This is a genomic window from Actinoplanes sp. NBRC 103695 (assembly GCF_030269485.1).
Taxonomy (GTDB): Bacteria; Actinomycetota; Actinomycetes; order Mycobacteriales; family Micromonosporaceae; genus Actinoplanes.
Window position 1 is genome coordinate 435528 of the sequence record NZ_BSTL01000002.1, and the last position, 10949, is coordinate 446476.

Consider the following 10949-nt stretch of genomic DNA (forward strand, 5'->3'; position numbering starts at 1 on the left):
TGCTCCGCGCGCCAACCTGGACGTGCGCGCCGGCCCGGACGTGACGGTGGAACTCGGCGACGGCTCCTTCCCGGCCAAGGCCGTCGTGACGGCCGGCGACGAGCGGGAACGGCTCCATCGCCTCATCGCGCCTGATCATCGGATCTCGACCGTCACCGGGCCAGGGACCAGGATGCCGTCGTTGAGGGGGACGCAGCGGATGCCGCCCCTGCCTCGCAGGGTGCGCCAGGCGCCGGGGGCGATCGTGACGTCCATCCAGGCGCACGGGTTGGCGGGGCGGCGGACCTCCAGGCAGACCTGGCCGGCGCCCGAGTCCAGGCAGAGGGTGCGGCCGACCAGGTCGTCGACCGCGATGCCGGTGGTGAGGATGTTGCGGCGGACATGGGTGAGGTCGATGCCGGGCGGCAGGGACTCCTGGGCGATCAGCGTGACGGCGGCGTCCCGGTGGGCCTGCTTGGCGTAGTAGCGGTCGCCGACGATGCCGAGACCGGCGCGGATGTGGGCCTCGGTGACGACCTCGCCCGGCGGGGCGGGTGCGGGACCGTCGATCGGGCGGCCCTCGAAGCGGTGCGCCGGGGAAGCGAGCAGCTGGACGATCGCGGCGGTCATGAGGCAACCTCCCGGAGGCGGGCGAATTCCGAGGCCAGACGGTCGATCTGGTAGTGGGCGTTGAGGCCGCTCGGGTTGGGAAGGACCCAGATCCTGGTGTCGCCGAGCCGGTCGTCGGGCTGGGGACCGACCGCTGCCTTGGGGCGGGCGAAGGCGGTGCGGTACGCCGTCACGCCCAGGACGGCCAGGTAGCGGGGGCGCCACTGAGCAACCAGAGCCTGGAGGGTTTCGCCGCCGGCGATCAGCTCGGCGGGGGAGAGCTCGTCGGCGCGGGCCGTGGCCCGGGCGACCACATTGGTGATCCCCAGGCCCAGCGCGGGCAGACCCCACTGCTCGGACGGATGCAGGCGGTGGCCGGTGAACCCGGACAGGTGCAGGGCCGGCCAGAAACGGTTGCCGGGGCGGGCGAAGTGGTGACCGGTCGCGGCCGAGTAGAGGCTCGGGTTGATGCCGGAGAACAGCACTCGCAGGTCCGGCCCCACCAGGTCAGGGATGATCTTCCCGGCCGCTGCCGCAAGATCCGAAGCCGTTGGTTTCACAGGCCGCGGAGGGCGCCGCCGTCGACCGGCACGGTGATGCCGGTCAGGTAGCTCGCGGCGGGGGAGAGGCAGAAGGCGGCCACCCGGCCGAACTCGTCCGGGTCACCGATGCGGCCCAGCGGTACCTCGCCGGCGGCGTCGGCGGCAGCCTTGCCGGGGTCGCCCGAGGCTTCGAAGAGTTCGCGGTTGCGGTCGGTGAGGATGCGCCCGGGCAGGAGGCTGACGAAGCGGACGTTGCGGTGTCCGTACTCGTTGGACATGTCCTTGGCCACCCCGGCCAGGCCGGGCCGCAAACCGTTGGACAAGCCCAGCCCCGCCAGCGGCTCGCGTGACGAGCGGGAGAGCACCAGGCCGATCGCGCCGCCCTCGCGCGCCGCCAGGGCCTCAGCGAACACCCGGGCCGCGCGCACCGACCCGAGGAACACCGTCTGGAACGCCGCCAGCCACTGCTCGTCGGTGATCGAGGCGGCTGTGCCGGACGGCGGGCCACCCACCGAGATCAGGGCGCCGTCGAAGCGGCCGAAGCGGTCGATCGCCGTGCCCACCAGCATTTCGGGGGTCGAGGTGTCGGTCAGGTCGGCGACGACGCCGGTGGCGAGGTCGCCGAGCCGGGACACCGCGGCGGAGACCTGAGACGAGTCGCGGGACGAGACGACCACCCGGGCGCCGTCGGCGACCAGGGCCGCCGCCGTGGCGTACCCGAGGCCCTTGGAAGCCCCGGTGAGGACGAAGACCTGATCTGCCAGCCCGAGATCCATGTCCCGACCCTATCCACAAAGCGTAGGTTCGGACCCATGTCGTATCCCGAACCGCGGTACCTCGGCGACGGTGGCGAGGCGTCGGCCACCGTTCGTCTCGGCTCCCAGCAGCCGGAGCTCAGCACCCCGGGCAACGCCACCAGCTATCTCGCCACCGGCGAGACCACGCACGGCCAGTTAGGCCTGTACCGCTGGGATTTCAAGGGGCCCCGCAGCGGCCCGGACCCGCACTTCCACCGGTCCATCTCCGAGTCGTTCTACGTGCTGTCCGGCTCGATCCAGCTCTACGACGGCAAACGCTGGGTGGAGGGCACGGCGGGCGATTTCCTGCACGTGCCGGAGGGCGGGCTGCACGGCTTGACGATGCGGCAGTTCAGCCTGACGGCCACCGGAGGGTTCGCAGCCGGCCCGCTACCTGGATGAGTACGCCGCCGTCGCCGCGCCGCACGGCCGGGAGCCGTCGTGGGCGCGGCGCGTGCTCCCCGTCGTACACCTGAAGGGCCTCTCTCGCCGCGAGTTCCTCCGCCGCGTCGGACCGCAGGCCGGCACCCACCTCGCGGGCCAGATCCCAGCCGTCGCGCAACGATCCCTGCGTCGGCCGCGTCGCCGCCCATCGCGCAAAGGCCGCATTCCACTCCCGGCCGTGACTGGCCGCCAGTGCGGGCCAGGCCTTCGCGACCTCGCCGGCACGCTTTCTGAGCAACGCGACCCGCGCGGTCTCGACCAGACGAGCATCAAACCCTTCTGGTACGGGCGCACCGGAGGTGAGCGTCCCCACAAGCTCGGCTTGGCGGTCGGCCAGGCTCCGTGCCGCGCCGCCGGGTTGTCCTGCGTGGTCACCGGCCCGCAGCCCCGCCCCGGGCGAGGTCACGTGGTCGCCGGGCCGCGGTCCCGCCCCGGTTGAGGTCACGTGGTCGCCCGCCGGCGGGGTCATGTCACGGCCGGGTAGCCGGAGGACTTGGCGATCGCGTCGAGTTCGGCGCGCAGGTCGTCGGCCGGTGGGTAGTGGCCGTCGCGTTCCAGCATCAGAGCCGGCGGGCGGTGCCGCGCACAGAGGTCGGCGACCAGGTCGTAGACGGCGGGGGGCACGGTGTCGGTGTGCGTGTCGTGGTAGATGCCGTCGTGTTCGGCGCCGCCGGCCACGTGCACGTAGGCGATGCGCTCCAGCGGGATCCGGTCGAACAGCGCGGCCGGGTCGTCGCCTCGGTTCAGCGCGTTGGCGTACACGTTCGCCACGTCCAGCAGGAGCAGGGCGCCGGTCCGGTCGAGGATCTCGGTGAGGAAGTCGCCCTCGTCGAGCTCGTTGTCCGGCCAGTCGAAGACCGCGGCGATCGGCTCCAGCGCGATCGGGACGCTCAGCTCCGCCTGGGTGCGCTCCACGTTGGCGACGATCGCGTCGACCGCCTCGCGGCTGCGCGGGATCGGCAGCAGGTGGCCGGCCTCGACGCCGCCCGCCCGGACGAACGCGATGTGCTCGCTGACCAGGGGCGCGGCCAGCCGTTCGGCGGCCCGGGCGAGGTGCCGCACCCGGTCCGGCTCGACCGGTTCGGCGCCGCCCAGCGACAGCCGTACGCCGTGCGGCACGATCGCCACGCCGCGGGCGCGCAGCTCGGCCAGCCCGGGCGGCAGGTCGTCGTGGTCGTGGATGGACTCCGCGACCACCTCGGCGAACCTCAGGCCGGGCAGCCCGGCGACGAAGCCGGCGATCTCGGGCCGCCAGCCGATCCCCACGCCGTAGTCCGTCATCCGCCGCACCCGCCGCCGCCACCACCGCAGGAGCTGCCGCTGCTGCACGAGCTGCTACTGCTGCTGCACGAGCTGCCGCCGGTCGAGTTGCAGGACGACGAGTACCCGCCGCTGCTGTCCGACGAGCCGCCCGACGCGGTGCCGAGGTTGCGCTGGATCTGCGCCTCGGCCGCGAACGCCGGGTCCATCGCGTAGAGCGAGGCCGCGCCGAACAGCCCGACACCCATCGCCGCCGTGGATGCGCCGTAGGTGGCGTAGGACGGCGACATCCGCGGCGCCAGGTGCTGGTTGTCCACGCGCAGCTTGCGCAGGGCCTTCGCGGTCGCGTAGGTGGCGCTGCGGTTGCTGTAGAGCAGCGCCGAGAGCGCGAGGATCGCGCCGAAGAACAGCAGCGGAACCAGGAACCCGACCGGCTTGTCGTTGCGTGAGCCGTCGAGCAGGCGGACCACGCCGACCGCGACCACGGCGGCGGGCAGCAGCGCCCAGAGCCGGGCGATCGACCGCTGGCTGCTCGTGGTGGCGTATCCGGTGCGCTCGACGCTTTCCTTGAGCTGGTCGAGGGCCGGGCGGACCCACTGGTCGCGGTTCAGGTCACGGACGCGGGCGCCGCGACCGGCCGCGTTGTAGATCGCGACGTCCAACGGGGTCAGGCCGGCCGGCATCGGCCCGGTGATCTGCAGCGTGCCGCCCGGCCCGCTGGTCAGGACGCCGGCGGCGCGCAGGCCGGTCAGGGAGGCGTAGACCGCCAGGTTCTCCCGGCCGTTCAGATAGGCGACCTGCTGCGGCGCCAGGGTCAGGCGGGTGCTGTCGGACGGCCCCGCGAAGATGATGCGCCGTGCGATGCCCGCGATGATCGCGGCGACGACGGCGGCAACGGCGAAATAACCGAGGAAGGTGGGTCCGGAAATGCCCCAGGTGTCCGAGGCCGCTGCGATGTAGGCCATCTGAGTACCCCCCTTTCACTTACCTGCCGGCTTCATTGTGCAGCAGCTGGCAAACACCATTTGACCAGGGCGGACACGGCGGTCAGCCCCCGCAGCCCCCGCCGCCGCAACCGCCTCCGCCGCCGCAGGAACCGCCGCTGCCGCTGTCGCCGCCGCCGGTGGTGAGCGGGCCGCCGGCGCCGACCCGCTGGATCTCCGCCTCGGCCGCGAACGCGGGGTCCATCGCGTACAGCGAGGCGGCGCCGAACACCGCGACACCCATCGCCGCGCCCGTCGCGCCGTAGGTGGTCAGCGACGGCGTCATCTGCGGGGACAGGTGGCGGCTGTCCGTCTTGACCTGCCGCAGCGCCCTCGCGGTGGAGAAGGTGGCCCGGCGGTTGGCCTTGAACAGCGCCACCACGGCCGCGACGACCGCCACCACGAGCAGCAGGACCAGGTTGCCGACGGGCTTGCCGTTCGAGGCGCCGGCGATGACGCGGACCACGCCGAGCAGAACCACCGCGGCGGGCAGCAGCGCCCACATCCCGGCCTGGCGGCGCTGGCCGTTCGTCGCCGCGTACCCCTGCTGCTCGAGGCCCTGCCGCAGCTGATCGCCCGCCGAGGCCACCCACTGGTCGGTCTTGAGGTCCTGCGACCGCGCCCGGCGTCCGGCGGCGTTGTAGATCGCGGTGTCCAGCGACGTCGACCCGGCCGGCAAGGACCCGGTCTGCACCATCACGCCGCCGGCCTCGCTGCCGATCACGCCGTGCGCGCGGAGCCCGGTGATGGAAGCGCAGATGGCCCGCCGGTCACCACCGTTGAGATAGGCCACCTGCTGCGGGGTGAGCGGCGCGATGGCCCCGTTGGACGGTCCGGCGAAGAGGACCCGTCGCGCGATCGTGGCGACGACCGAGGCCGCTACGACGGCCGTCGCGAAGTAGAGGAGGAACGTCGGTCCGGGAATGCCCCAGGTGTCGGTCACAGCCTCATTGTGAACACCCGCGCAATGCCTGCGGTTCCCCTGTTCGGAGGGGTTGCTCAAGGCTTGCGGACGGCGTCCTCGACCAGGTCGAGCACCCGGCTCAGCTCGCCGGGCGGGCGGCCGGTGGCCAGGTGCAGGACCATCCCGTCGTACGCCAGTTCCAGGAACTGAGTCAGTACCTCGAGCGGGACGTCGTCGCGCAGCACGCCCGCGTCCCGCTGCCGGGAGAGGCGCTCGCGGGTGGCCTCGGCGATCGCGGCCGACCGCTCGGCCCAGCGTTTCGCGAACGCCGGGTCGGTGCGCAGCCGCCGGGACACCTCCAGCTGGCTGCCCAGCCAGCCGGCCGTGTCGCTGCCTGCCCGATCCAGCAGATCGCGCATGACCTGGACCAGACCGTTCTCGGCGACGGTCTGCGCCATGGCCGCCGCGTCGTCCTCGGCGACCGCGAGGAAGAGCGAGTCCTTGTCCCGGAAGTGGTGGAAGATCGCGCCGCGGGACAGCCCGGTGGCGTCCTCCAGGCGACGGACCGTCGCGCCCTCGTAACCGAACCGCGCGAAACAGCCGCGCGCCGCGGCGAGAATCTCGTGGCGGCGGGCGTCGAGCTGGTCCTGACTCACCCTGGGCACGGCGTCGATCGTGTCACGCCGGTCAGGTCCGTTGCAATCCGTACGTACGGCTTGCCACTCTCCCCCCGCCACCGCCCCCGATCGGACTGAAGGCAGCGCCCGGCCGTGTCATCACCCGCAGAGGTGCCCGGATGACGCGAATTCCACCATCTCGACCCGAGTTTGTTAACACACTCGGGCTGTCGGGTGACCTACTCACTCACGTAAAGTGCGCGCGTGCCCCTCGTCTTCCTCGCACTGGATGACACCCTGCTCGACCGCAGTGGTGCTTTCCGGCTGTGGGCGAAGGGATTCCTCGACGAGATCGGGGCGCCGGCCGCCGAGTTGGACTGGCTACTCTCCGTCGATGCTGACGGTCTGACGTCACGCTGGGACGTGGCCGACGCGATCCGGGACAGGTACGAGCTGGGTATCCCGTCGATCGACCTGCTCGAGGAACTGCACGAGGGCCCGCTGGCGTACGAGAGACTCGATCCTCTCGTGGCCTGCGCCCTGCAGATCTCCGGTGACGCCGGCTGGGTCCCGGTGGTGGTCACCAACGGCCCGGCCGAGGCGCAGGAGGGCCGCATCCGGCGAACCGGCCTGGACCGGTACGTCGCCGACTGGGTCATCTCCGAACAGGCCGGGGTGAGCAAGCCGAACCCGCGGATCTTCGCGATGGCGGCGCAGCGGGTCCGGATGCGCCTCGGCGGCGCCTGGGTGGTCGGCGACAGCCCCGAGGCCGACATCGGCGGCGCGGCGGCCATGGGCCTGCCCAGCGTCTGGCTGCACCGAGGCCGCGACTGGCTGGACAACCGCTACGCCCCGACCCGCGTGGTCGGCAACGTCATCCAGGGTTTGTCAGCGGTCATGGCGACCAGATAACGACCTCCATCTCGTACATCTCCTCCGTGAACGGGCCCGGGCCCAGCAGGGCGCGTAGGTCCCGCTCGAAGGCCGGCAGGCCGTCGGCGAAGAGGTGCGGCGCCGCCCAGGACAGCGAGAAGACCGCCGAGACCACCTCGTCGACGGAGCGGGTGACCGACTCGCCCCACGGCAGCGAGATGCGTTCCGGGCCGCGGTAGCCGGCCGCCAGCATCACGTCCTCCTCGCCGCTGCGGGAGGCGCCGGGCAGATGTGTGTCGCCCACGTGGGTGTGGACCAGCTCCTGGATGCGGTCCCACGGGACGTCGCCGATGTGGCCGCGATGCGTCTGCGCTGCCACGTGCACCCAGTGGCCGCCGGGCTCGATCATGGGCCGGACCCGTTCGGCGACCCGGTCCTGATCCATCCAGTGGAATGACTGCGCGAACGTCACGCATCGGAAGGTGCCGAGGCCGGCGGGCAGTTCTTCGGCGTTACGGCGTACCCAGGTGATCTCCGGGTTGGAAGCTGCCGCAACCGCGATCATGCCCGGGTCGGCGTCCACCCCGACGGCCGCCGCGAAGTAGGGCGCCAGCAGCGTGGTCAGCTTGCCCGGCCCGCAGCCGACGTCGAGCAGCCGCCCGGTCCCGTCCAGTCCCAGCGCGTCCCGGATCGTCTCGCCCAGCGTCGCCGGATAGTCCCGCCGCCCCCGCACATAGTGCTCGGCGGCGCCGTCATAGAGCTTGCTCACCTGCTGTGTCCTTCGCTGATCGCCGTGTTCTAGGCGCCAGGTCCTGTCTCGTGGGCCACCCAAGTGCGAGGCGGGTTCCAGAGTGTGGCTGACATCGACCGAAAGCCGCCCTAATACCGGGTTTGTATTTGGGTGGCTTTCGGGCGCTGTCAGGCGCGCTCTGGAACCCTCCGCAGCCCTGGGTGGCCCACGAGACAGGACCTGGGTCCAGCGGTTCATCTTCAGCAGGCAGCCCCGCCCTGACCCGAGCCGACGACACCTTATGCCCGGGACCGCTCGGCCGTCGCGGGGTTTCCCTGATCGTGGGCGAGGCTAGGCTTCGGGCATGGATGACAAAACCGTGCTCGGCCGGATCCATGAGCTGGTCGACGAGGAGCACAAGCTGCGCCAGCAGGTGGGGCGCGGCGAGATCAGCACCGATGACGAACACGCCCGCCTCAGGGAGCTCGAGGAAGGGCTCGACCAGTGCTGGGATCTGCTGCGCCGGCGTCGGGCCGCCCGCGAGGCGGGTAACGACCCGAACGCCGAACAGGCACACAGCGTTTCCGAGGTGGAGAACTACTACCAGTGACGCGGCCGCGGCCGCGGCCACCTCGGACTGGGTGGCCGCGGCCGGACGCGCTTGCGCCTTGTCACAGCAAGCCCGCCTCGTAGAGCAGGCGCTCGATCACGCTGTCGGTCTTGGTGTCGACGCCGCGGCTGGTGAACCAGGCCGCCACGTTCTTCACGTCCCGGGCGAGGAAGTCGGCGCCCTGCGGGTTGGTGATCACGTCGATGATCTGCGGCAGGTCGATCAGCACCAGCCGCCCCTCGTGGACCAGGGTGTTGTACGGCGACAGGTCACCGTGCGCCACCTGCGCCCGCGCCAGGATGGACAGCGCGTCCACCATCTGCCGCCACAGGTCCTCGAGCTCGTCCTGCCCGGCCCGGACCTGCGCCAGGCGCGGCGCCGCCTCGCCGGTCTCCCAGTCGCCGATGAACTCGATCAGCAGCTCGGTGCCGATCAGCTGCACGGGGTACGGCACCCGGATCAGGCCACTCTCCCGGCCGAGTTGCCACAGGTGGGACAGCGCGCCGAACTCGGCCGCCGACCACTGCCCGGCGATCATCTCCTTGCCGAACGACGTGCGGTTGGTCATCGCCCGCATCTCGCGGGACCGGCGGACCCGGCGCCCCTCGAGGTAGCCGGCGTCGCGGTGGAACAGGCGGTGGTCGCCGTCGCGGTACCGCTTGGCGGCCAGCATGCTGAACTGGCCGGTGGCGGGGAGGTAGCGGCGGACGAGGAAGACGTCGGCTTCCTTGCCGGTCTTCACCATGCCCAGCTCGGTGTCCACGGCGCCGTGCTCGGTGCGTACCCAATCGGGCCTGGGTTCTGGACCTTGCAATGCGCCGTCCCAGGTCGACCAGCGGTCGCCCTCGTCGGGCAGATCAGGATCTTCTTTGAGCTGGGGGCCGGGGCCGCCACGCTTCAGGAAGGTGGAATCGTCGTCGTCGAACTTGCGCTTTCCGCGGCGCATGGAGTGCTCACGCACTTGAGGGTCTCCTTGGAAGAGGAAGAAACGGGAATCAGGGCACGACGAAAGACAAAGACGGCCATGTTCCACACCCCCTCTTCGAGAGACATACCTCCAACGACGGGAGCGACTCTGCCCGAGCCCGGGAAGAGCCGCAACCGATTTATTCGAGTCGCCGCAGCAGGTCCGCGCGGGCCACCTCGAACGGGCCGTAGTCGCGAAGCTGCGGCGAAGAAGCCAGCTCGTCGAGCAGCGCCAAGCCGGCCTCCGGACCGTCCCGCATCGCCACGGCCACCGCCCGGTTCAAGGCCACGATCGGCGACTCGGTCAGCGCCAGCAGCACGTCGTAGAGCGCCACGATCTGCGGCCAGTCCGTGGTGGCCACGTCGGCCGCCTCGTTGTGCAGCGCGGCGATCGCCGACTCCACCGCGTACGGCCCGGGCGGCCCGCCGGTCAACGCGACCCGGACCAGCGTCGTGCCCTCTTCGATCAGCTGGCGGTCCCAGCGTCCGCGGTCCTGGTCGTCGAGCAGGACCGGCTCGCCGTCCGGGCCGGTACGCGCGTCCCGCCGGGCGTGGACGAGCAGCATCAGGCCGAGCAGCCCGGCCACCTCACGTTCGGCGGGCAGCAGCCGGCGCAGGATCCGGGCGAGCCGGATGGCCTCCTCGGCGAGGTCGGACCGGCGGGCCGCGTACCCCTCGGTGAAGATCGAGTAGACCGCCTGGAGCACGTCCGGCAGCCGCTGCGGCAACTCGCCGGCGGACGGCGCCCGGAACGGGATCCGCGCCTGGCTGATCTTCTTCTTCGCCCGGGTGATGCGCTTGGCCATCGTCTCGTCCGGCACCAGGAACGCCCGCGCCACCTCGGTGGTGGTCAGCCCGCCGAGGAAACGCAGCGTCAGGGCGCCGCGGTCCTCGGCCGGCAGTGCCGGGTGCGCGCAGGTGAAGAAGAGCAGCAGCCGCTCGTCCGGCAGGTCGTCCGGCGGCACCGGGGCGGGCGGGGCCGCGCGGTCCGCTTCGGCCTGGAGGATCGCCAGCCTTGCCGCGTACGCCTGATCGCGCCGCAACCGATCGATCGCCCGGCGGCGGGCCGTCGTCATCAGCCACGCACCCGGCCTGGGTGGCACCCCGTCGACCGGCCAGGAGACGAGCGCCGCCTCGATCGCCTCGGACGTGACCTCCTCGGCCAGGTCCAGGTCGCCGAAGCGGCGGGCCAAGGCGGCCAGCAGCCGGCCGCGCTCCTCCCGGAACACGGCGGCCACCGAATCCACCTCGTCCACGATCAGAGCCGAGCCGTCAGAACTGGGCGACCGGGCGGATCACGATCGAGCCGTCGCCCCACGAGCCGGGGCAGCGGGCCGCCCAGTCCAGCGCGGCGTCCAGGTCGGGCACGTCGATCACGTAGAAACCGCCGAGCACCTCGCGCGTCTCGGCGAACGGCCCGTCGGTCACCACCCGCCGGCCGTCCGCGGCCACCCGTACCGTCGTCGCGCTCACCAGGTCGGCCAGGGACTCGCCGGAGACGAACACCCCGGCGTCCTTGACCTCCTTGTCGAAGGTCATCCAGTCCTCGGGCGTGCAGGCGGTGTTCTGACCGTTCTCGTCGACCGCGCCGGCGTGCATCAGCATCAGGTACTTCATGTTTCGTCTCCCTGTCCG

The 10949-nt window shown here is 71.8% G+C and carries 15 protein-coding genes; 3 read left to right on the forward strand and 12 right to left on the reverse strand.

From position 1 onward, the window contains the following. Window positions 1-135: 135 nt before the first annotated feature. Genes QSK31_RS04370 through QSK31_RS04380 form a run of 3 tightly spaced genes read right to left on the reverse strand, consistent with a single transcriptional unit; the run spans window position 136 to window position 1906 of the window. On the reverse strand, window positions 136-609 hold the full coding sequence (locus QSK31_RS04370; RefSeq protein WP_285681119.1) for a molybdenum cofactor biosysynthesis protein: 474 nt from the start codon (window positions 607-609) through the stop codon (window positions 136-138). Beyond that, the gene (gene mug, locus QSK31_RS04375; protein WP_285681120.1) at window positions 606-1148 is read right to left on the reverse strand and encodes a G/U mismatch-specific DNA glycosylase; all 543 of its coding nucleotides are present in this window, start codon (window positions 1146-1148) and stop codon (window positions 606-608) included. Before mug ends, QSK31_RS04370 begins: the two co-directional genes overlap by 4 nt. Continuing rightward, complete coding sequence (locus QSK31_RS04380; RefSeq protein WP_285681122.1) at window positions 1145-1906, reverse strand: SDR family oxidoreductase; 762 nt, start codon at window positions 1904-1906, stop codon at window positions 1145-1147. Before QSK31_RS04380 ends, mug begins: the two co-directional genes overlap by 4 nt. Before the next feature lie 36 nt (window positions 1907-1942). On the opposite strand from QSK31_RS04380, the gene QSK31_RS04385 reads away from it, so the two are divergent. Then, entirely contained in the window at window positions 1943-2329 is a 387-nt protein-coding gene (locus QSK31_RS04385) for a cupin domain-containing protein (protein WP_285681124.1), read from the forward strand. Here QSK31_RS04385 and QSK31_RS04390 read toward each other — a convergent pair. The 5 genes from QSK31_RS04390 to QSK31_RS04410 form a co-directional block, all read right to left on the reverse strand. Next, window positions 2280-2756, reverse strand: a complete 477-nt coding sequence (locus QSK31_RS04390) for an SCO6045 C-terminal-like domain-containing protein (protein WP_285681425.1) — start codon at window positions 2754-2756, stop codon at window positions 2280-2282. The two genes, QSK31_RS04385 and QSK31_RS04390, sit on opposite strands and share 50 nt — an antisense overlap. 80 nt (window positions 2757-2836) lie before the next feature. After that, window positions 2837-3652, reverse strand: a complete 816-nt coding sequence (locus tag QSK31_RS04395) for an MbnB/TglH/ChrH family RiPP precursor modification enzyme (protein WP_285681126.1) — start codon at window positions 3650-3652, stop codon at window positions 2837-2839. Next, window positions 3649-4596: a TIGR04222 domain-containing membrane protein gene (locus QSK31_RS04400; protein WP_285681129.1), complete on the reverse strand. Its 948-nt coding sequence runs from the start codon at window positions 4594-4596 to the stop codon at window positions 3649-3651. Before QSK31_RS04400 ends, QSK31_RS04395 begins: the two co-directional genes overlap by 4 nt. Before the next feature lie 82 nt (window positions 4597-4678). After that, on the reverse strand, window positions 4679-5557 hold the full coding sequence (locus QSK31_RS04405) for a TIGR04222 domain-containing membrane protein (RefSeq protein ID WP_285681131.1): 879 nt from the start codon (window positions 5555-5557) through the stop codon (window positions 4679-4681). 56 nt (window positions 5558-5613) lie between these two features. Then, complete coding sequence (locus QSK31_RS04410) at window positions 5614-6183, reverse strand: TetR/AcrR family transcriptional regulator (protein ID WP_285681133.1); 570 nt, start codon at window positions 6181-6183, stop codon at window positions 5614-5616. A gap of 216 nt (window positions 6184-6399) precedes the next feature. Here QSK31_RS04410 and QSK31_RS04415 point away from each other — a divergent pair, with 216 nt between their 5' ends. Beyond that, the gene (locus QSK31_RS04415; RefSeq protein WP_285681135.1) at window positions 6400-7047 is read left to right on the forward strand and encodes an HAD family hydrolase; all 648 of its coding nucleotides are present in this window, start codon (window positions 6400-6402) and stop codon (window positions 7045-7047) included. Here QSK31_RS04415 and QSK31_RS04420 read toward each other — a convergent pair. Then, window positions 7031-7777, reverse strand: a complete 747-nt coding sequence (locus QSK31_RS04420) for a class I SAM-dependent DNA methyltransferase (RefSeq protein ID WP_285681137.1) — start codon at window positions 7775-7777, stop codon at window positions 7031-7033. The genes QSK31_RS04415 and QSK31_RS04420 overlap by 17 nt on opposite strands. 325 nt (window positions 7778-8102) lie before the next feature. Here QSK31_RS04420 and QSK31_RS04425 point away from each other — a divergent pair, with 325 nt between their 5' ends. Next, on the forward strand, window positions 8103-8348 hold the full coding sequence (locus QSK31_RS04425; protein ID WP_285681139.1) for a DUF2630 family protein: 246 nt from the start codon (window positions 8103-8105) through the stop codon (window positions 8346-8348). Window positions 8349-8409: 61 nt separating this feature from the next. On the opposite strand, the gene QSK31_RS04430 is transcribed toward QSK31_RS04425, so the two are convergent. The 3 genes from QSK31_RS04430 to QSK31_RS04440 all read right to left on the reverse strand — a co-directional run bounded on the left by QSK31_RS04430 (window position 8410) and on the right by QSK31_RS04440 (window position 10931). Next, a complete protein-coding gene (locus tag QSK31_RS04430) occupies window positions 8410-9309 on the reverse strand; it encodes a serine protein kinase RIO (RefSeq protein WP_502872897.1) in 900 nt (299 codons plus the stop codon). A 145-nt stretch (window positions 9310-9454) separates the two neighbouring features. Continuing rightward, the gene (locus tag QSK31_RS04435; protein WP_285681141.1) at window positions 9455-10570 is read right to left on the reverse strand and encodes an RNA polymerase sigma factor; all 1116 of its coding nucleotides are present in this window, start codon (window positions 10568-10570) and stop codon (window positions 9455-9457) included. A gap of 16 nt (window positions 10571-10586) precedes the next feature. After that, on the reverse strand, window positions 10587-10931 hold the full coding sequence (locus QSK31_RS04440) for a YciI family protein (protein ID WP_285681144.1): 345 nt from the start codon (window positions 10929-10931) through the stop codon (window positions 10587-10589). Between the last annotated feature and the right edge of the window lie 18 nt (window positions 10932-10949).

What these genes read in the sequence shown, in the direction of transcription:
- QSK31_RS04370 (WP_285681119.1), bottom strand. Translation starts at nt 609, where the DNA reads ATGACCGCCGCGATCGTCCAGCTGCTCGCTTCCCCGGCGCACCGCTTC.
- QSK31_RS04400 (WP_285681129.1), bottom strand. Translation starts at nt 4,596, where the DNA reads ATGGCCTACATCGCAGCGGCCTCGGACACCTGGGGCATTTCCGGACCC.
- QSK31_RS04425 (WP_285681139.1), top strand. Translation starts at nt 8,103, where the DNA reads ATGGATGACAAAACCGTGCTCGGCCGGATCCATGAGCTGGTCGACGAG.
- QSK31_RS04440 (WP_285681144.1), bottom strand. Translation starts at nt 10,931, where the DNA reads ATGAAGTACCTGATGCTGATGCACGCCGGCGCGGTCGACGAGAACGGT.
- QSK31_RS04395 (WP_285681126.1), bottom strand. Translation starts at nt 3,652, where the DNA reads ATGACGGACTACGGCGTGGGGATCGGCTGGCGGCCCGAGATCGCCGGC.
- QSK31_RS04385 (WP_285681124.1), top strand. Translation starts at nt 1,943, where the DNA reads ATGTCGTATCCCGAACCGCGGTACCTCGGCGACGGTGGCGAGGCGTCG.
- QSK31_RS04380 (WP_285681122.1), bottom strand. Translation starts at nt 1,906, where the DNA reads ATGGATCTCGGGCTGGCAGATCAGGTCTTCGTCCTCACCGGGGCTTCC.